This window comes from Pseudoalteromonas sp. ATL1 (assembly GCF_058933015.1).
Window position 1 is genome coordinate 1,298,749 of sequence record NZ_JBZYXL010000001.1, and the last position, 19,574, is coordinate 1,318,322.

The window sequence follows — 19,574 nt, forward strand, 5'->3', positions numbered from 1 at the left end:
TTGTCCCGCCTACTATTTAGGCGGGACATCTTTTTGTGCGGATGATACACTTTCGCACACTTAAAAACTCTCTCTGCCATGTACCTGAATTTACGTATGCGGCAGGCATTTTTGGGTGCGGATACTCAAAAGAGTACAGTCCCGTTCGAATAATAGTTAAGGTAATAACATGAGCAACGAAATCAAAACTCAAGTTGTTGTACTAGGCGGTGGTCCTGGTGGTTACTCAGCAGCATTCCGTGCTGCGGATTTAGGTTTAGAAGTTACACTTATCGAGTCTCGCAATACCCTAGGTGGTGTGTGCTTGAACGTAGGTTGTATCCCTTCAAAAGCACTTTTACACGTTGCTAAAGTAATTGATGATGCGTCTGAAATGGCATCACACGGCGTAACTTTTGGTGCACCACAAATTGACCTAGACAAAATTCGCTCTTGGAAAGAGTCTGTAATTGGTCAGCTAACTGGCGGCCTAGACGGCATGGCGAAAATGCGTAAAGTGAAAGTAGTGAATGGCTACGGTAAATTTACAGGCGCGAACACCATTGCTGTTGAAGGCGAGTCAGGCACGACGACCGTTACTTTTGATAATGCTATTATCGCTGCGGGCTCTCAGCCAGTTAACTTACCTTTCATCCCGCAAGACGAGCGTGTAATTGATTCAACTGGTGCACTTGAGCTTAAAGACGTACCAGAGAAGCTACTTGTACTAGGTGGTGGTATCATCGGTCTTGAGATGGGTACTGTTTACCGTGCACTAGGTTCACAAATCGACGTCGTTGAGTTTGCTGATCAATTAGTACCAGCGGCTGACAAAGACGTTATCAAAATCTACCAACGCTACGTAAAAGACAAGTTCAACGTGATGCTTTCAACCAAGGTTGTTGCGGTTGAAGCGAAAGATGATGGCTTATACGTGACATTCGAAGGTAAGAATGCACCTGCAGAGCCTGTACGTTACGACAAAGTATTGGTTGCTGTTGGCCGTACGCCAAACGGTAAACTACTTGACGCTGAAAAAGCGGGCGTTAATGTTGATGAGCGTGGCTTTATCAGCACTGACAAGCAAATGAAGACAAACGTAAACCACATCTATGCGATTGGTGATATCGTTGGCCAACCAATGCTTGCACACAAAGCGGTACATGAAGCACACGTTGCGGCTGAAGTTATTTCGGGTAAAAAGCATTTCTTCGACCCTAAATGTATTCCTTCAATCGCTTACACAGATCCAGAGATTGCATGGGTTGGTGTAACTGAGAAAGAAGCGAAAGAGCAAGGCCTTAAGGTTGAAACAGCGGTATTCCCGTGGGCAGCATCTGGCCGTGCAATTGCTTCAGCACGCACTGAAGGTCAAACAAAACTTATCTTTGATAAAGATTCTGGCCGTGTGATCGGTGGTGCTATGGTTGGTATCAACGCTGGTGAAATGCTAGGTGAGATTGGCCTAGCGGTTGAAATGGGTGCAGATGGTGAAGACTTAGCGCTGACTATTCACGCTCACCCAACTCTGAATGAGTCAATTGGTCTTGCTGCTGAAATCTTTGAAGGTTCAATCACAGACCTACCAAACAAAAAAGCAGTGAAGAAAAAGTAATTCATTACTTTGACTGATATTAAAAAACCAGCTTCGGCTGGTTTTTTGTTTAATAGCTTCTGACTTCGTCAGGATGACTTAACTATGTGCGATCAGTGGAACCGCTCGTCATTCTGAACTTGTTTCAGAATCTATCAAAGTCACAAGAGAGTAAATAAGATTCTGACCTTCGTAATGACGTGTGATTAGTGGAACCGCTCGTCATTCAGGACTTGATTCAAAATCTATAAAAACTCAGGTAACTAAGGCTTAAAATACGTAGTGATATGAGATACCGATATGGTTCCCACCAATGCTTGGTGCACCATGTACGTCTGCTGATTCATTCACGTTGATACCCCAAACTTTACCAACACTCACTTTATCTGCATCGTATGAAATGTTTACATAGCGTGCCTCTAACCAACCGTTGTGGTTTTCAAACTGGTAGCCTAATGATGCAACTAAGCCTGCTGTATTATCAAATGAAACGGTACTGTTAGTGTTGTTCATATCCATTTCTAACTCGGTGTTTAAGTGGTAAGTGATACCCACGCCCACTTTAAATGAGTCGTTTAACTTGTAGTAAGGGATAACATCTAGAGCCCAACGCGAGAAAGTAATGTCGGCATTGTTGGCATTATCAGAGTCAAAATGGTAACCCAAGTTTGATTGTAAAGACCATTTGCCATTGAATTGGTAGTTTAAACCCGCACCTAAGTTAATCGCACCACCTGCACGAATATCTTGATCAGAACGACCGTCATATTTAATTTCTACCAACTTATCACCGCCATGGGTAAAACCGGCATACACTGAAAAGTGAAGTGGGTTGAAAGTTTCTTGGTTTGTTGCTGTTTCAGTTGCGAAAGCTTGTGTGCTTGCAAGGGCTGCTGCTGCGAAAGCGAATTTTTTAAGTTCCATTATGTACTTCTTCCAAATAGTTAGGGAGGGCGTATTCTAATGGGAACGAAGAGAAAGGCAATAAAACAGCCTCTTGCTAGGAGGCTGTTTTGTAAACGAGCGTAACTAGCCTCGAAGCTTTTTATACTTATTCTGCTCCGGCATATTTTTAATGATAAAACAAAAACTCAATACTAATAAAAACAGCAGGGTATTAGCGGGAGCTTGTAAGTTAAAATCAACGGTATTGTGCTGGAGCATATGTAATATCGCCATACAGCAGCCAAACGCCACACCTTTGAGAAGTTTGCTGTTACGTTTTTGCATGGTGCGAATGCTTAACCACAAACAATACAGCACCCAAACACCCAAAAGTAGTGTAACGGGCACGCCAAGTTCAACCATAAACTGAATATATTCATTATGCGCATGATCATAGTAAAAGTGATACGGAGCTGGTTGAGCTTGCGGAAAAGCAGTATAAAAAGTACCTGAACCTGTGCCAGTTAACCAGTTTTGCTGTATTAGAGGAATGCTATCAACTACCACTTCATCGCGGGTTTCTGAGGCAAAGCTGGTGTCTTCAATACGTTGTTGCAGCTTCTCTAAACCAAAGATAGAGCCAACAATCACCATATCAAGTACAAATATACTAATGAGCAGCGGTTTTAACATAGTCGGTGGGCGATTATAAACAAATAAGGCCAATACACCCGTGATCATAAGTGCGGTAAAAAATCCCGCATTACCCATACGAGAGCGGCTTAAGATAAGGCCAATGATCATAATGATAATGGCCAAACGCAGTAACATCTTTGAGCTAAGTATGGTCTGCATTGCATCACTGATAAAGGTTTTGAATTTAAAGCGCTGTTTTGAGGTTTTTAGCTCAGAGACCAGCCAGCCTATGGCTAACGACAAACTAATGGCTAAAAAGTTGGCAAAATGGTTTTGATAAACAAAGGTGCCTCTGGCTCGATTGCCTTCCGGGTAGCCAAATACAGGTGAATGACTGAAATTAAGCAGGTTCAGCACCGAACCATAAAAGGCTTGTAAGCAGGCTGCTAGCACAACGGCAAACAATAGTATTTTGAGTGCTTTTTGCCCCGTACAGTATTGGGTCACAAGCCAAACAAACCCAGTGTACATCAGCGTTTTAACCAGCATGGTTTGCGTCATATAGGCATCGATTGAACCTAGTCGAAACACCGAGCTAAAATCAGTGGCGTTTTTAAAAGCGATCAGTTCGTTTGCGGTGTATGGGTTGAGCAATTGCAGTAATTGAAAGCCCGCAAATGCCAGCAGTGGGCCGAGTAATCCCCATTGCCATTTATAACGCACCAGTGTTTTACCTCTCCATACACAGAACAAACAGTGGGCAAGTACTAACAAACTTGTCCAAAATACAAATATCGACCATGCCCAAATTCGATTGCTTGCTAAGGGAACGGGTACCAGCACAACAATAGCGGCAAGCATAAAAAGCATGATGGATGAAAAACGCAGTGAAGTCATTGTATTCTCGTAACTTAGGCGGTAACAAATAACAATTAGATGTAATAGGGATAATTTAGGCGCTAGAGTACTCACTCGGACGCATAATGGCAATGAATGACGGTGACATAAACAAAAAAGCTCCCAAATTTGGAAGCTTTCAATACTAAATACTGAGTCTAAAACTCAATTAGTTACCTGATGCCGTGCCGCTACCACCGCCAGTGTCAGGCGTGCCGGCACCCGCTTGTGGGTTGGTCGGTACATTTGCATTGTTTTGCGCAGGTACTGCCGCAACTGTATTTTGCGCTGCTGGTGCTGAATCAAGGTTAGATTGTACCGTGTCTTGTGCTACACCGCTCGCTAGTGCAACTGTTTGTACAGTTTCTGTATTAACATTAGCTTGAGTTGCCGCGGACATGACTTGGTTTACGGCCGCTGTATTGTCTGCACCAACGGCTTCAATAGCAGCTGCAATAACTTGGCTTGACGCTGCGTCGTTATCCGCACCGACAGATTCAATTGCAGCTTGAACAACAGCACTGACAACTGCTTCGTTATCTGCACCAACAGTTTGTATGGCCGCTGTTACAATGCTTTGAGCAAGCTCTGGGTTTGCAGCAATCAGTTGCCTAATAACAGTTGCAACATCTTGGCCTTCTGCTTGAGCTTGTGCAATTTGTTGTACGATATTTTCAGGTAAGGCTGCAGTATCCGCTGCCATGGCACTACCAACACTCAAGAACGAAGAAAGCAATAAAGCTGCCTTTAAGTTTTTCATACTATTCCTCATGGGTATGATCATTTAAATACTTGCACTGCTTGCTTCGTGGCAAACCGTGCCATTTTTCCTTTCAGTGTACTCAGTATAACTGGAAACAGGAACAACGCCTAGCCCCTGAAGGGCATCAATTTTCATTGTAAGACATAAATTTGCGGCATCTTGACTTTCAACATGGGCTGCAATGACTTTTATGTCGATACCATGACAAAGCGTAGTAACAGTGTTTATAAAAAAGCGATAATCGGTCTGGTCACAGTTTTTAATTAAACTGCCGTCAATTTTCACGTAATCAACCCGTAAATTCTGGATATATTGAAAACTACTAAAGCTCGTGCCAAATCTATCTAAAGTGATTTTGATGTTGTGATCTTTTGCGCGATTAATAAAGTCACGGCACACTTTGGCTGAATAAACTAATGCAGATTCATTCACTTCAAAAATAAGCGGCGGCAGTTGGTGCTGAACCTCGGGTAAAATATCAAATAGCCAGTCGTTAAAGTCATGGTCGTATAATGAGCAGTTACTGATGTTGATGGCAACCGGCGTGTGTTTTATTGCTTTGATCTTTTGCAAAATATAAGACACCACAGCACGCTCTAAACTGAGTACAAAACCGTATCGTTCCGCCATAGCAAATACATCTGAGGTGCTTAAAAACTCATTGTTATGTTTAAAACGAATAAACAGCTCTTGATATTCAACCTCATCATTTGCCCTCATCACAGGTTGTATTGAAATATCAAAAATTTGCTCATAGGCATTCAGTGATTCATCCAGCAAAGTATCTGAGAAGTGGGTAGCCACTTCAATAATATCAATGAGTGAGGTGTACTCAGTGAGAATGCTGTGCCACTCATCTTTGGTTTTACCTGAAATGGTTTCATCAACCAAGGGCATGACTTGATCAAAATGCTTTTCTTTACTGATGTGCGCATCAACACGCATCAATAACGCTTGAATACGTTCATTTTTTCTTACTTTAACTAACACTGGTTTAGATATTTGTGTACCTTGCTGGGCGATGGATAAAGCACTGAATGATTGGCGAAGCTGGTCAATTAAAAAGCCAGCTTGTTTTGCGGTTAGTTTACCAAACAGCGCAAACTCTGAGCCGGAAAGTTTGTACACTTTTAATTCATCGTATAATTCTGTGGTTTGCAGTATCAATTTTGCACAGTGTGTTAAATATGCGTCACCCTTGGCATAGCCTTCATTTTGATTAATAGTACGCAATTCGCTTAGCGTGACTAGGCCAAAGTAGAACTCATCTTCGCGCGCTTGAATTGCATCAAATTGCGAGTCAAAATCCCTCTGTAGTGCCTTTCGATTGCCAAGCCCCGTAAGTTCATCGGTGTACACCTCTTGGCGTAACAACTCAATTTTTTTGTTTTGATTGCTCAAAAGGTTTTGTGCGTGTTGAATATAACCGTTAACCGCAGAGGTGATCGCGTTCAACTCAAAAAGGCGTGATGTAGAGTTGAACTGCTCAAGCGTATCACTATTTTTATTTGCACTGTGGTTTTCTATCTCACTAATAAACTGCCTATACACTTTACCCAATACAAAAAACGCCAATGCCAATAAAACGACGATTCCAAACGCATTGAGTATATTGATTTTCAGTTGCTGATAGAGTGCTGAGTAAGCCGACCCCGAGTGTGCTTGAATATGCAGTATTCCTGCGATATTCCAACCATTGGAGACTTCTTGCGAGACGCTTGGGGTATTTAAATCAACAAGATTTATTAGCCAGACGGGGACATCTTGTGGCTGCTGTTCTACTTCAAATGTAAAACTGAGCGTAGGGTCGTTCGCTTCAAAAGTTATATTGGCATAATAGCCTGAATCAAATTGCGCCTTGACCATGGTCTGTGCAAGTACAATTTCATCGCTTGATATATAAGGCGCTATAGACATACCCAAATTCGTCGCGGTGTTTTGCGCTTGGTGGGTTAATTCGTTTTCTAAATATTGCTTAGTGACTTTGAGGTCCTTGATAAAAGTCACCGACGTTAGCACAATAAACACAATTAACAGCGTGCTAAGCATAAGAGATTTAATTGAGAGTAAATGGCGCACGTTAAGTCCTTTTAATTGAATTGAGGTTTAGTTGCTTGTTTCTATTCTTGCGAGCATGGCGCTCCAATGCGTCATACGCGCGGCATCCGATAACTTTTTGCCCACACCATGGGCGCGAGCTTGCCAAAGCCCTTTTGCATTAAAGGCATACACAGGCTTGAGATCGGTTCGCCGATTCGCCGATAAAATTTTATTTATTGTGTTATCCAGCACCATAGGTACTTCGTTCGGTTTATCGTAATACACCAAAACCATATGGGGTTCATTGCTTTTGGCTATCCTAACATACATTAAGCGCATTTTATTTTGTGCAATACCCAAGGCTCTTAGTGTCATATATTTAAATATCACATAGTCTTCGCAATCACCATAACCTGTGCCCAAACTTTCAATTGGCGTGGCCCAATAGTCATTCGCTTGCCAGTGTTGTTGATCGCTTAAGTATTGAATGTGTTTATTAGCAAAGCTGTTTACCACATTGAGCTTTTGCCACGTTGATTCTTGTATGTGTGTGTTTATTAACTTATGCCACGCTTGAAAACGAGTTTGCGCTTGTTCGCTATAGTGTGTTTTAGCTTGAGTTAAAATCTGCTGTTCAAAAAGCTTATCAATATATTGGCTGTCGTCGCTCAAAATAACAAATGGCAGTATGAGCGCAGCGACAAGGTAATAAGCTTTGAATGGTCGCATTTTTGTAACATTTACGGGGGTTAAGTGCACAAAGACTAGCAAATATCACCCTTGTGCGCAAAAAATACGGCTTTATCCTTTTTTTATCCATAATTGGCGGTTTTAATAGCCGCTTGTTTCCAACATGTTGCTTGTTAAAGAGCAAGAGCTTTGTAAGCTTGTGTTTGTTATTTAAACATGCAGCTAATAAGGGAACAACCTTTATTTCCGTGCGAAATTTTCACTCAGAAAAATGACTGAGTTTGCTTGCTATAGCGGTGTTTTTCTAGGTACAATTGTCGCGCTTTGGTAAATAAATTTGTACCCAATTCTTCATTTAGTCTACTTACCAAAGTAAGTTTGTTATGTAACTCATAAGCTTACATAACGGTGGAGTAGTTTTTTTAAAGGGACGTAACGTGAATAGTTTTGCCCAAAATAATGTTGCCAGCACGCAGCAATCTTCAAACATGCCTAAAGTAACTAAAGCCGTGATCCCCGTAGCTGGGCTTGGCACGCGTATGTTACCTGCAACCAAAGCCATTCCAAAAGAAATGCTGCCTTTGGTTGATAAGCCACTTATTCAATATGTGGTTGCTGAAGCGGTTGCAGCGGGTATTACAGAAATAGTACTCGTTACCCATTCGTCAAAAAACAGCATTGAAAACCACTTTGATACCAGCTTTGAGCTAGAAGCCACGCTTGAAAAGCGTGTTAAACGTCAATTGCTTGAAGAAGTACGTGCCATAGTGCCAAAAAATGTGACTGTGATCTCTGTACGCCAGCCAGTAGCAAAAGGGCTAGGCGATGCCATTTTATGTGCGCGTTCAGTAGTAGGTGAGGCCCCATTTGTGGTGATGTTACCGGATGTGATCATCGACCAGTATCACAGCGACCTAAAGCAAGATAACCTTGCCGCCATGATCAAGCGTTTCAACAACACCGGTATCAGCCAAATTATGGTCGAGCCAGTGCCTCATGAGCGTGTAAACCAATACGGTATTGTGGATTTAAACGGCCAAGAGCCTGCTGCGGGTAACACTGCTCCGATAAAAGATATGGTTGAAAAGCCAGATATAGACAGCGCACCAAGCAACTTATCCATCACAGGCCGCTATGTGCTTTCGCACAACACTTGGGACATTTTGGAATACACGCCACCCGGAGCTGGTGACGAAGTACAGCTTACCGACGCCTTGCACCAACTATTGCTGATGGAGCCAATCGAAGCTTATGAAATTGTTGGTAAATCACACGATTGTGGCAGCAAATTGGGGTATATGATCGCGAATTTGGAATATGGACTGCGTTGCCCAAATTTGGGTGACGATTTTAAGGCGCATGTTCAAGCTATAACTTTAGTCGCAGCAAGTAATGTAAGTAGCAAGGAAGTTGTGAACGCATAACATGTTTATGCTGACAAGGTGACAGTAAATGAAAATAGCAGTAGTTGGTACTTGGGTACGTAGGCTTATCAAATGCTGTTTTCCTCGAGCCAAAATAAAAGAGTCATTGGATATTAGTTAAGGCACATAGGTGCTTAAAATAGTAAGATGTATCTAACTAAGTAGTAGCTTTTATTATTTATATTTATTTCTAAAAACCATCTTATACAAATAAACTTTTAATATATGAATATTTACTGGTCTATATCAACAATTGAAGATGTCAAATTTGTTAAAAGGTTTACTTCTTCAGTTGATTTTAATGTTAAATTAATACATACAAATATAATTACATATATATACTCATCTGTGTTCTTGAGGTTTAAAAATTATATACCGTTATACCATGAAAAAATGAGGAAGGAGGTTGATGTTTCGGAGTCATTTAATGTCCTTAGTGGTAGACTTAATGAGCGAGAAGCATTGGCAGCTTATTCTGCAACATATTCATTATTAGAGCGGTTGAATATAAAGCAAGATGATGTTTTTATGATACCTAGCGGTCGTCAAGTTCATCAATGGGCTATACGTGACTTTTCGGTTTTTAATGGTAATAAAAAGTTATTTATAAATTATGGTAATTTTCCAGGTTATACTATTTTCGATAGTAAGGGGACTGATAGGAATTCATCAATTTATAATAATTTAAAAGTCTTAGATGAAATTAAACCAAGTAACTACACAGAATTAGAAATAGAAAGTATTTTTTCTAAGTTTTTAGATTTAAAAAATAAACAGAAAGTTATCCCTCAGGCATCTGGTGGCTATATTAATAAAAAGGCAAAAGAAGTTGTTTTTTTTGTTGAGTTTATATTGCAAAGGGTTTTTTCTATCTATTCTGATAGAAGGCGAATAACTAAGCCTAAAATAGAGCCGGAGAAAGAAAAAAAACCTTTGGCTTTGAAGCTAGAAAATTTGAAGTTGAAGTCTGATGATTGTATTTTTTTTCCATTACAGGTTAGTACAGATCAACAAGTTTTACTGAATTATAGTGGGGGTTCTATTGAGGCCGCAATTGAAGAAGTAATATTAATGGCAAAAGAAAGAAGTAAGATTATCTTATTGAAAGAGCATCCTGGTGAACATAATAAAAGAACAATTAAAGATGCTGTTACAAGAATGTGTAATTCTTCAGGTGTAAGGTATTATTGGATAAATGATCATGTTTCTACTGTAATCAACGAGATTAATGAAGTTGTAACTGTCAATTCGACAGTGGGTCTTGAAGGGTTAATGAATAATAATAAAGTTACATTTCTGGGGGATAGCCTATATAAGAGCCTTGGAAATCAGCATATAGCTAAATATTTAAATGATTACCTGATAGAAGTTGACTACCAATCTCAAAAAAGCATTTGTTCCGAAAAAGTAACAGATATATTATCAAGGGCTAGGTAACTTTAATATGTCAAGTGAGTTTAAGTTATTAATGATGAGTAATTCTACCTCAGGAGTAAATACTTCTTCAAATGTAGTTGATAGAAACGTTATTTTAGACCTGTTTCGAGGGTTGTCGGCTATAGCTGTTGTTCTCTACCACTATCTATATAGAGGCTGGGTGACAAACGAATTTACGGTAGAGAGCTTTTATAATTATAACGGCTTTTTCAAGTATGGATATGTAGGCGTGCAATTTTTTTTCATGATCAGCGGATTTATGATTGCAAAAACAGCTCTGAGTCGCACAGCATATCAGTTTGCTAAGGCAAGAGTTTTAAGGCTATATCCAGCCTATTTTATTTGTTTATCGATAACTCTATTTTTTACTTATAAATTTGGGGGAAGTACCTTTTACATTGAGCCGATGGACGCCATTTTTAATTACATAATGATTTCCAAGATGTTTGGAGTTCCGTTTGTTGATGGTGCATATTGGACTTTGATTTATGAGTTAATATTTTATTTTTGGTTTCTTGTTTTTTTTACTTTCTTTAGAAAAAAATTGTTAGAGTGTTTTCTCACACTTTTAGTTTTTTCATGGATTTTGAACTCTTTGAATAGTTTAGAGTATTATTCAGTGTTTTTTGGTGGGAAGTTCATTCCGTACTTTGTAATTGGTATGTTGTTTTTTTATTTAACCAAGGAAAGGAAGAGCTTGTTTCTTAAATTAATAATAATTCCAGTGATGTTGATGTGCATGTCCCAAGCGTATGAGCAGGCATATATTAAAGGTTTGCATAGTGATGTCGACATAAATCCATTAATATCGACAATTTTGATTGTTTTTTTGATTCTGTTATTTTTTATTGTTGTAGTTAATCCTGTTAACATAAAAAATAATCTTTTCATAAAAATATCATCTATTTCTGCTTTGTTGAGTTACCCACTTTATCTTTTGCATCAAAATGTTGGTTATATTTTGATTAATATATTTCATGGTTTTGAGATGCACCCTCTTTTAAACTTGTCGGTTACTATTTCTATCGTACTTCTTATTGTGCTTTTGGTGTCATATAAATTTGAGCCTTTTATATTGAAGAATTTAAAGCAGCTTTTTACATATTTTGAGTGCAAAATAGGAAAGAAAAGTGATTAAAAAAAGTCATGTTTTCATGTGTTTTTGCCTGTTTGTTTTGGCAATATACTATGTCGCTCCAAAATCCTTTCAGTTTGATGCGGGGGGAGACTTTAGAGAGTTTGTGTTTTTTTTAGGGCCTTGGTTTTTACAACGCTATTTATTGCTTCTTGTTTTATTTATTTATTGTGTTGTCTTTTTTCTTAATGCGACATGGTCAATAACACTCATGATCATTTCTGGGGCGTTTCTTGTTCTTTCTCTTCCATCTGTTTATGTAGGAGATTATACTTTTTTTTATGCGTACTGCTGTTTGTTTGCTTCATATTTATTTTGCCAATATAAAAAAAATGATATAAAAATAAATGCGAGATATAAGAGTCTTGTGGTTTTTATATTTTCTTGCTATCTACTTCAATTTCTTTTTTATAGAGCCGGTGGTCGAGTTGTATCTAGTTTTCTAGATCCTAATATTTCTGGTTATTATCTCTTTCTTGCTTATGCGTTTTTTAGATATGCTGAGCTAAAATTTTTGGCTGTTTTAACCCTGTTTATTTCAATGCTAACGTTAAGCAGGAATCTTATATTGGCGGTTTTTGTTTTTGAATTTATTTTATTTGTTCAAGTGAGAGGTTATTGTAATTTTATTCTTGATTTTTTTAAGAATAGTTATGTTTTTTTCTTTTCTTTACTAATTTTTGTAATAGGAATCTCACATTTAATTGTGAATATCGGGGTAATCCATGAAACATTAGGGGGAGGGAGTGCTAGGGTTTTTAATGTAATAGATGGTTCTAATTATTCTAGAGCATTAGCTAACCTGGACATTCTAGATAGAATTTATGAGGGGCATTACATATTTTATGGGAATGGTAGCTCATTCGATGGCTTACTTGAGCATCGGCCACATAATGCCTTTTTGAGATCTACATATAGATATGGATTATTAACTACGACTCTTTTGTTTTTAGTGTCACTTTACTTATTAAAAATAGTAGCTAAAAATACACTAGCTTTATTTGTAGGTGTTAATATGTACTATGCGCTACTTAATGACTTTGTTACGGGGCCAGAGTTGTTTTTATTGCTTATAATTAGTTTTTTATCTAATAAGTTTCGACAGGAAAATAAAAGTAGCTAGACTTTTTTATTCTATTTTTTGTAAATGACATGGGTGTTTATTGTTGAATATATTACATATTACAGAATCTTTTGGTGGTGGCGTTACAAGCGCAATTAATTCATATATTGAAAACTCTTCTCAGTATGAACATCACTTGATTGCGACAATAAGAGAAGCTGATGCAACAGGCGCAGAAAGAGATGGACAATTTAGTTCAATATTACTTGTTCAGCGCAGTCTCTCAGCTATATTTTTAATAAAAAAGAGGTACAATGAAATTAAGCCGGATGTAGTTCATCTACATAGCTCTTTTGCGGGTTTTGTTTGTAGGCTTCTACCTTTCATCGAAGCTAGAAAGGTAGTATACACTCCACATGGTTTTTCTTTTAATCGAGATGATTCTTTTATTCGCGTATCCTTTTATCGAATTGTAGAGTATTTATTAAGTTATCGGACTGCTTGTATCGCAGGCTGCAGTAAAGCTGAAGTCTCTGAAGCTAAAGCTCTCCGTCAGGGCCTGCCAACCCATGAGATCGTAAATATATGCTCTGAAAAGTTACTCCATAAGAGTTCGGAGGCGAGCTTTAACAGGAGCAAAGGTAAGGTGCGCATTGGTATGATTGGGAGGATCTCTCCACAAAAAGGAGATGAATATTTTTTACGCCTTGCGACCCTATTGAATAATGAGCCGAATATAGAGCTTGTTTGGATTGGCGGTGGAGATAGTCATTATAAAGCACTGTATAATTCTATGGGCGTCAAAGTTACAGGGTGGTTAAATAGAGAACAGGTACTCTTAGAGTTGAGAGAGTTAGATGTATATTGTCACACTGCTGCTTGGGAAGGTTTTCCTATTTCTGTACTTGAAGCGGCTGCATTAGATAAACCAATCGTACTTAGAAACATAGCTCCTTTTGCAATGGAAAACCTTTACTGTCTTTCTCACCCCGAGGATATGGCTTCAGCATTGAGAGCTATTGCTAATGACGAGCCAAAACAAATAAATAAAGCACTGAATAACAAAGAACTTATCAATAGATATCATACAAATAAAGAGCTGTCATCAAGCTTGAAACGCTTGTATTACGGCTTTTCAAAAGATGCATGTTAAATTAGGATAATGATGAATATATTGAATGAAAATTGCTTTACACTTTTTGGAGGAGTTAATGTTCTAGAGGACCTTGATTCAACTCTTTCAGCTTGTGAAAAATATGTAGAAGTAACTAATAAGCTAAATATCCCTTTTGTATTTAAGGCCTCTTTTGATAAGGCTAACCGTTCATCTGTTGATTCATATAGAGGCGTTGGTTTAGATGAGGGGATTCGCATCTTCGAAAGCGTCAAAAAAGAATTTGGCGTTAAGGTAATTACAGATGTACATGAAATCATTCAAGTTAAACCAGTTGCTGAAGTCGTCGATATTCTTCAATTACCGGCATTTTTAGCTAGACAAACGGATCTTGTTGTAGCGATGGCTAAAGCAGGAAAGCCTATTAATATTAAAAAGCCTCAGTTTATGAGCCCTACACAAGTAAAGCACATTGTGAATAAATGCAGGCAAGCGGGAAATAATGATGTACTTGTTTGTGAGCGAGGTAGCTGTTTTGGTTATGATAACTTAGTGGTAGACATGCTTGGCTTTTCTCAAATGAAAAAAGTAACAGATAATGCACCAATTATCTTTGATGTAACACATAGTTTACAGCAGAGAGATCCACTCGGTGAAGCCTCAGGTGGTCGAAGATCACAAGTGCTTGAACTTGCAAAAGCTGGAATATCGCTTGGTATCGCAGGTTTGTTTCTTGAATCTCACCCAGATCCGGATAATGCCAAATGTGATGGGCCCAGTGCACTGCCGCTCTCGATGCTAGAGCCTTTTTTAAATCAGATAAAAGAACTTGATGATTTAATCAAATCTCAGCCCAAACTTGAGATTGTTTAAGCAATGGATAAAGAGTTATTAAAAAGAAAGTTGGCTAAAATAAAACTTGTTTTGTTTGATGTAGACGGTGTTTTAACTGATGGCTCAATTTTTATTAGTCAAGATGGAGAGTTTTTTAAATCATTTAATGTAAAAGATGGTTTAGGAATTGAGTTGTTACGCTGCCATGGGATCAAAATTGGTATTATTTCTGGTAAGTCTAGTGCGGGACTTGATAAAAGAGTAGAGCAGTTAAAACTCGATATATGCATTACAGGGTGTAAGTATAAATTACCTAAGCTAACTGAAATATGTGAAGATTTTGGCCTTTCTTTCGACGAGGTTTGCTTTGTTGGTGACGATGTTATAGATCTACCAATCATGCAAGAAAGTGGGGTGGGTATTGCGCCAGCTGATGCCCATAAACATGTTATACAAAACTGTGATTATATCCTAGATGTAGTTGGTGGGGCAGGTGTTGCAAGAGAAGTAGCTGATATGGTGTTACTTGCTAAGTTAGGTAGTTTCGAAGAAGTTTATAAGCCGCTAACAAATAAAATTACAGAAGGTGAGTTATCTGGAGTTGAGCAATGATGAACTCTGTTAAAGTTGTAATACCAGCTAGGTACGGCTCAACTCGTCTACCTCAAAAAGCATTGTTAGAAATAAACGAAAAACCTATCTTTTGGCATGTGCATCAGAGAGTAAAAGAGGCTGGTTTTGCATTGTCAGACATTTATATCGCAACCGATCACTCTGAAATTTTTGATTTAGCTAGAACACTTGGTTTAAATGTTGTCATGACAAACTCTGAACATGACAGTGGCACGGATCGAATTAATGAAGTTTGCGAGCAGCTCAGGTGGTCTGATGAAACAGTTGTAATTAATGTTCAAGGCGATGAACCGCTAATCCCAACAACATTAATTAAAAGTTTAAATAAATTTTCAATAGGTAGCCCGGAGTTCGATATAACAACAGCAGTTGTTCGCATTAAGAACTTAATCGAGTTGTCTAACCCGAATATTGTAAAAGTCGCTCTTGCTGAGGATGGGCGTGCTCTTTACTTTTCGAGAGCAGCCATTCCGTTTAACCGTGACGAGCAATCAAGTTTACGAAGTTGTTATCGCCATATCGGGATCTACGCGTATAAAGTCAAAGTTTTAAGAAAAGTTTGCAATCACCCAATGTCACTTTTAGAGCGAATAGAAAACCTTGAGCAATTAAGAGCACTATCTTTAGGTTATACGATTGGTGTTATTAAATATGACCAAGATATACCACACGGTATTGATGTAGAAGAAGATTTTAAGAAAATCAAAAGCATTATGGAGGGTAAGAATGAATATTCTTGAAGTAGCAAAGAAGGTCTTTAAGATTGAAGCAAGTGGTCTTAATTATATCTCCAGTCATCTTGATGCTAATTTTGAGCAAGCGGTTACTAGTATTTTGACTTCCAAAGGCCGCGCTATTGTATGTGGTATGGGGAAGTCAGGTATTATAGGGAAGAAAATAGCAGCCTCTTTTGCTAGCACAGGTACGCCGAGCTTTTTTATGCATCCTGGGGAAGCATTCCATGGTGACTTAGGCATGGTTACCGCAGATGATGTATTTATTGCTATTTCAAATAGCGGTGAAACAGACGAAGTTTTAAAACTGCTCCCATATTTGCGAGATAACAGAAATGTCATCATTGCAATGACTGGTAATCCCCACTCTACACTTGCTCAAAACGCACATTTTCATTTAAACGTTGGTGTACCAGAAGAGGCTTGTCCATTACAGTTGGCGCCAACGGCATCGACAACAGCAACACTTGCTATGGGAGATGCATTGACTGTTGCGCTAATGGAGTCTAGAGGGTTCAAGCCTGAAAACTTTGCCCGTTTTCATCCTGGAGGATTCTTAGGAAGAAAACTTTTAATGTGTGTTGAAAGCGAGATGGTAAGTGATAATTTACCTCTTCTTTCTCCGGATGATAGCGCTGTAGAAGTAATCCATCGTATTACTGAAGGTGGGCTAGGGTTGGCGATTGTAATGACCAAAAGTGGTCAGCACATTATAACTGATGGCGACTTGAGACGCGCTATTGAAAAGTATCAAGAGGCTATATTTCATCAAACTGCAGCTGATTTAATGTCCGGTAAGCCTATAGGAGTATCCATAGGGACTCGAATTGAAGATGCTTATCAGCTTATGGAAAAGCATTCTATATCGTCCCTTCTTGTAACAGATCCTTGTAAAGAAGACATGGTTGTAGGGATATTCAAGAAATAGATTATGAAAGCTAAGGTACTCTTGATAAAAACAGGTTTATCGGCAATTACAAAAGGCTCAGCGGTGCTCGTGGCTTTCTGTATGACACTTTTAGTCACGCACAGTTTAAATGCAGAACAATCAGGGCTTTTTTTGTTAGCTATAGCGGTACTTGGTGCTGCAACTGTGTTTTTTCGTTTAGGACTTGATAATATTGTGTTGCGAATAATTAGTTCTAGGCAAGGTAGAGAAAATAGCCAAGCGGCACTGACAACGGGGTTATTATGGATACTTGCAAGTACTTTGCCTGTGGTAATCTTAGTTACGATATTTGCAGATAGTATTTCTACTCATGTTTTATCAAAACCTGAATTTGGACCCGTATTGACGTTTGCTGTATGGGCAATACCTATTGTTGCAATTTTTACGCTAATTTCTATGGGGTTTCAGGCTTTTCATCGAGTTGTGTTAACCACTGTGTTTCAAAACTTAGGCATTTCTTGTCTATTTATGGTTTGCTTTGGTGCCCTATGGTACTTCTTTCCAAATATTATATCGGCTGTGACAGCAATCAAGGTATACCTCTTGAGCGCTGTCGTAATTTTGATTTGTGCTCTGTTTATTTGGCATAAACAAGTCCAAGGTAATTGGGGAAGAATCAGGTTGAAAGATAGGGGATTATGGCAAGCCAGTTCAAACTTGTGGGCTGCGACCAGTATGAATTTAACTGTTCAATGGGCGGGAATTTTGATTGCGGGAGCTTTAGTTTCGGCGAGCGATATTGCTTATCTATCTGTTGCTCAACGAACGGCAACCTTGACTAGCTTTGTGTTAATGGTGGTTAATATTGTAGTAGCCCCTCGTTATGCTAAGTTATGGCATGATGGTGAGTTATCTAATATCAAGTGGTTAGCAAAGCGCTCAACCTACGGTATGCTCATTCTTGCGTTACCTATGGTTTTCACTCTGATTTTTTGTTCTGAGTATATTATGGCACTTTTTGGTGATGGATATGAAAAGGGGGCTTCTTTATTAAGTATTATGGCTGTTGGCCATCTTACCACCGTAGTGGCTGGTTCTACAGCTTATTTACTAAATATGAGTGGTCATGAGCGTGACTTCCGTCGCGTAACTTTTTTGGCTGGACCATTAACAGTTTTGTTATCTTGGATTTTGATTCAAAGTTATGGCGTTTTGGGAGCAGCAATTGCTACTGCAATTGGGTTTACTATACAAAGTTTGGGGACACTGATAATGGTACGTAAACGGCTTGGATTTTGGCCTCTTTGGTAGGCGTTGGTTTATTATTTGTATACTTAACTGAATATTTAGAACTAATGAAGCTCTAATCAAGTTTTATAAGAGTATGCTTGTAGATGACAAGCTAAAGTGAATTTGATGTTTATTCCCATAATTCTTGCAGGAGGGATTGGTAGTCGGTTGTGGCCAATTTCTCGCGAAAAGTACCCCAAACAATTTCACAGTTTTGGCTCAAGCAAACTGACCATGCTGCAACAAACCTTGCTACGTTTAGAGGGACTCGCTCAGCAAGCACCTTTGCTTATTTGTAACGAAGAACACCGTTTTATTGCTGCTGAGCAGTTACGCCAAATGAATGTGAATGATGGCAAGATAATTCTTGAGCCTGTGGGCAGAAACACCGCACCAGCTATTGCATTAGCAGCTTTTAAGGCTATTGAGCTGGGGGAAGACCCGTTATTATTGGTACTGGCAGCCGATCATGTAATTAAAGATAGTAAGGCATTTCATTTAGCGATTGAACAGGCATCAAACTTGGCTAGTGTTGGGCACTTGGTTACGTTTGGAATTGTGCCTACCCACCCTGAAACAGGATATGGTTATATTAAGCGTGGCAATAGTGTTGATGACCATGGTTATGCCGTTGTTCAGTTTGTAGAAAAGCCAGATCAGGCTCGCGCTCAACAATATTTAGACAGTGGTGATTACTATTGGAATAGTGGCATGTTTATGTTTAAAGCCAGTCGCTATTTACATGAGCTAAAGTGTTTTCAACCTGAAATTTATAAAGCCTGTGAATTAGCGTTGGGTGAGCAAACGCCTGATTTAGACTTTATTCGCATAAATAAACAAGAGTTTGAAGCTTGCCCTGATGATTCCATTGATTACGCAGTAATGGAAAAAACCGAGCATGCTGTGGTAGTACCGCTTGATGCAGGTTGGAGTGATGTTGGTGGTTTTGCTGCGCTTTGGGATGTGTCAGAGCAAGATGAGAACGGCAATGCATTTCGTGGTGATGTAAAAGCGGTCGATACTAAAAATACCTTTGTCTCTAGCGAAGATAAGCTTGTGGCTACTGTCGGTGTTGAAGACTTAGTGGTTATCAACACCAAAGACGCGGTTTTGGTGGCTCATAAAGCTAAGTCACAGCAAGTTAAAGCCATTGTGAATGAATTAAAAGCTGAAAATCGCCCTGAAGTGACTTTTCATCGAGAAGTGTATCGTCCTTGGGGTAAGTATGACTCTATCGATAATGGTGAACGTTTTCAGGTTAAGCGTATCACGGTTAAACCGGGCGCAAAGCTTTCAGTGCAAATGCATCACCATAGAGCAGAACATTGGATTATGGTTTCAGGCACTGCAAAAGTACTCATTGGTGATACTGAGCAGTATGTCACAGAGAATGAGTCAGTATATATTCCTATCACGCAGGTTCATGCGCTAGAAAACCCCGGTAAAGTTAATTTAGAGTTGATTGAAGTGCAGTCAGGCTCTTACTTGGGTGAAGATGACATTGTGCGCTTTGAAGACAAATACGGACGGGCATAAT

The 19,574-nt window shown here is 39.0% G+C and carries 17 protein-coding genes; 12 read left to right on the top strand and 5 right to left on the bottom strand.

Annotation, left to right across the window (positions count from 1 at the left end; genetic code table 11):
* The first annotated feature begins 169 nt into the window (after positions 1-169).
* Positions 170-1,594 (top strand): dihydrolipoyl dehydrogenase, encoded by a 1,425-nt coding sequence (lpdA, locus tag AC5FX4_RS05765; protein ID WP_493605514.1) that lies wholly within the window; start codon positions 170-172, stop codon positions 1,592-1,594.
* Between the two features lie 249 nt (positions 1,595-1,843).
* On the opposite strand, the gene AC5FX4_RS05770 is transcribed toward lpdA, so the two are convergent.
* The 5 genes from AC5FX4_RS05770 to AC5FX4_RS05790 form a co-directional block, all read right to left on the bottom strand.
* Positions 1,844-2,497: an outer membrane beta-barrel protein gene (locus AC5FX4_RS05770; protein ID WP_493605515.1), complete on the bottom strand. Its 654-nt coding sequence runs from the start codon at positions 2,495-2,497 to the stop codon at positions 1,844-1,846.
* Between the two features lie 105 nt (positions 2,498-2,602).
* Entirely contained in the window at positions 2,603-3,991 is a 1,389-nt protein-coding gene (locus tag AC5FX4_RS05775; protein ID WP_493605516.1) for an O-antigen ligase family protein, read from the bottom strand.
* A 169-nt stretch (positions 3,992-4,160) separates the two neighbouring features.
* Positions 4,161-4,751 (bottom strand): hypothetical protein, encoded by a 591-nt coding sequence (locus tag AC5FX4_RS05780; protein WP_493605517.1) that lies wholly within the window; start codon positions 4,749-4,751, stop codon positions 4,161-4,163.
* Positions 4,752-4,775: 24 nt separating this feature from the next.
* Entirely contained in the window at positions 4,776-6,833 is a 2,058-nt protein-coding gene (locus AC5FX4_RS05785; protein WP_493605518.1) for a bifunctional diguanylate cyclase/phosphodiesterase, read from the bottom strand.
* A gap of 27 nt (positions 6,834-6,860) precedes the next feature.
* Entirely contained in the window at positions 6,861-7,523 is a 663-nt protein-coding gene (locus AC5FX4_RS05790) for a transglutaminase-like cysteine peptidase (protein ID WP_493605519.1), read from the bottom strand.
* 449 nt (positions 7,524-7,972) lie between these two features.
* On the opposite strand from AC5FX4_RS05790, the gene galU reads away from it, so the two are divergent.
* The 11 genes from galU to AC5FX4_RS05845 all read left to right on the top strand — a co-directional run bounded on the left by galU (position 7,973) and on the right by AC5FX4_RS05845 (position 19,573).
* A complete protein-coding gene (gene galU, locus AC5FX4_RS05795; protein ID WP_493607782.1) occupies positions 7,973-8,908 on the top strand; it encodes a UTP--glucose-1-phosphate uridylyltransferase GalU in 936 nt (311 codons plus the stop codon).
* A 225-nt stretch (positions 8,909-9,133) separates the two neighbouring features.
* Positions 9,134-10,345, top strand: coding sequence for a capsular polysaccharide export protein, LipB/KpsS family (locus AC5FX4_RS05800; protein ID WP_493605520.1), 1,212 nt, complete (start codon positions 9,134-9,136; stop codon positions 10,343-10,345).
* Positions 10,346-10,352: 7 nt separating this feature from the next.
* Positions 10,353-11,483: an acyltransferase family protein gene (locus AC5FX4_RS05805; protein WP_493605521.1), complete on the top strand. Its 1,131-nt coding sequence runs from the start codon at positions 10,353-10,355 to the stop codon at positions 11,481-11,483.
* Positions 11,476-12,603 (top strand): hypothetical protein, encoded by a 1,128-nt coding sequence (locus tag AC5FX4_RS05810; protein WP_493605522.1) that lies wholly within the window; start codon positions 11,476-11,478, stop codon positions 12,601-12,603. Before AC5FX4_RS05805 ends, AC5FX4_RS05810 begins: the two co-directional genes overlap by 8 nt.
* Positions 12,604-12,646: 43 nt before the next feature.
* A complete protein-coding gene (locus AC5FX4_RS05815; protein WP_493605523.1) occupies positions 12,647-13,696 on the top strand; it encodes a glycosyltransferase in 1,050 nt (349 codons plus the stop codon).
* Positions 13,697-13,708: 12 nt separating this feature from the next.
* Positions 13,709-14,530: a 3-deoxy-8-phosphooctulonate synthase gene (gene kdsA / locus AC5FX4_RS05820; protein ID WP_493605524.1), complete on the top strand. Its 822-nt coding sequence runs from the start codon at positions 13,709-13,711 to the stop codon at positions 14,528-14,530.
* A 3-nt stretch (positions 14,531-14,533) separates the two neighbouring features.
* Positions 14,534-15,103, top strand: coding sequence for a KdsC family phosphatase (locus AC5FX4_RS05825; protein ID WP_493605525.1), 570 nt, complete (start codon positions 14,534-14,536; stop codon positions 15,101-15,103).
* Complete coding sequence (kdsB, locus tag AC5FX4_RS05830; protein WP_493605526.1) at positions 15,100-15,864, top strand: 3-deoxy-manno-octulosonate cytidylyltransferase; 765 nt, start codon at positions 15,100-15,102, stop codon at positions 15,862-15,864. The genes AC5FX4_RS05825 and kdsB overlap by 4 nt, the downstream gene beginning before the upstream one ends.
* The gene (locus tag AC5FX4_RS05835) at positions 15,851-16,786 is read left to right on the top strand and encodes a KpsF/GutQ family sugar-phosphate isomerase (RefSeq protein ID WP_493605527.1); all 936 of its coding nucleotides are present in this window, start codon (positions 15,851-15,853) and stop codon (positions 16,784-16,786) included. The genes kdsB and AC5FX4_RS05835 overlap by 14 nt, the downstream gene beginning before the upstream one ends.
* A gap of 3 nt (positions 16,787-16,789) precedes the next feature.
* A complete protein-coding gene (locus AC5FX4_RS05840; RefSeq protein ID WP_493605528.1) occupies positions 16,790-18,058 on the top strand; it encodes an oligosaccharide flippase family protein in 1,269 nt (422 codons plus the stop codon).
* A gap of 105 nt (positions 18,059-18,163) precedes the next feature.
* A complete protein-coding gene (locus AC5FX4_RS05845) occupies positions 18,164-19,573 on the top strand; it encodes a mannose-1-phosphate guanylyltransferase/mannose-6-phosphate isomerase (RefSeq protein WP_493605529.1) in 1,410 nt (469 codons plus the stop codon).
* Position 19,574 lies beyond the last annotated feature (1 nt).

Bases quoted from the DNA above. Each gene is read 5' to 3' on its own strand.
- lpdA (WP_493605514.1), top strand. From the start codon at position 170: ATGAGCAACGAAATCAAAACTCAAGTTGTTGTACTAGGCGGTGGTCCT.
- AC5FX4_RS05770 (WP_493605515.1), bottom strand. From the start codon at position 2,497: ATGGAACTTAAAAAATTCGCTTTCGCAGCAGCAGCCCTTGCAAGCACA.
- AC5FX4_RS05775 (WP_493605516.1), bottom strand. From the start codon at position 3,991: ATGACTTCACTGCGTTTTTCATCCATCATGCTTTTTATGCTTGCCGCT.
- AC5FX4_RS05780 (WP_493605517.1), bottom strand. From the start codon at position 4,751: ATGAAAAACTTAAAGGCAGCTTTATTGCTTTCTTCGTTCTTGAGTGTT.
- AC5FX4_RS05790 (WP_493605519.1), bottom strand. From the start codon at position 7,523: ATGCGACCATTCAAAGCTTATTACCTTGTCGCTGCGCTCATACTGCCA.
- galU (WP_493607782.1), top strand. From the start codon at position 7,973: ATGCCTAAAGTAACTAAAGCCGTGATCCCCGTAGCTGGGCTTGGCACG.
- AC5FX4_RS05800 (WP_493605520.1), top strand. From the start codon at position 9,134: ATGAATATTTACTGGTCTATATCAACAATTGAAGATGTCAAATTTGTT.
- AC5FX4_RS05805 (WP_493605521.1), top strand. From the start codon at position 10,353: ATGTCAAGTGAGTTTAAGTTATTAATGATGAGTAATTCTACCTCAGGA.
- kdsA (WP_493605524.1), top strand. From the start codon at position 13,709: ATGAATATATTGAATGAAAATTGCTTTACACTTTTTGGAGGAGTTAAT.
- AC5FX4_RS05825 (WP_493605525.1), top strand. From the start codon at position 14,534: ATGGATAAAGAGTTATTAAAAAGAAAGTTGGCTAAAATAAAACTTGTT.
- kdsB (WP_493605526.1), top strand. From the start codon at position 15,100: ATGATGAACTCTGTTAAAGTTGTAATACCAGCTAGGTACGGCTCAACT.
- AC5FX4_RS05835 (WP_493605527.1), top strand. From the start codon at position 15,851: ATGAATATTCTTGAAGTAGCAAAGAAGGTCTTTAAGATTGAAGCAAGT.
- AC5FX4_RS05840 (WP_493605528.1), top strand. From the start codon at position 16,790: ATGAAAGCTAAGGTACTCTTGATAAAAACAGGTTTATCGGCAATTACA.
- AC5FX4_RS05845 (WP_493605529.1), top strand. From the start codon at position 18,164: ATGTTTATTCCCATAATTCTTGCAGGAGGGATTGGTAGTCGGTTGTGG.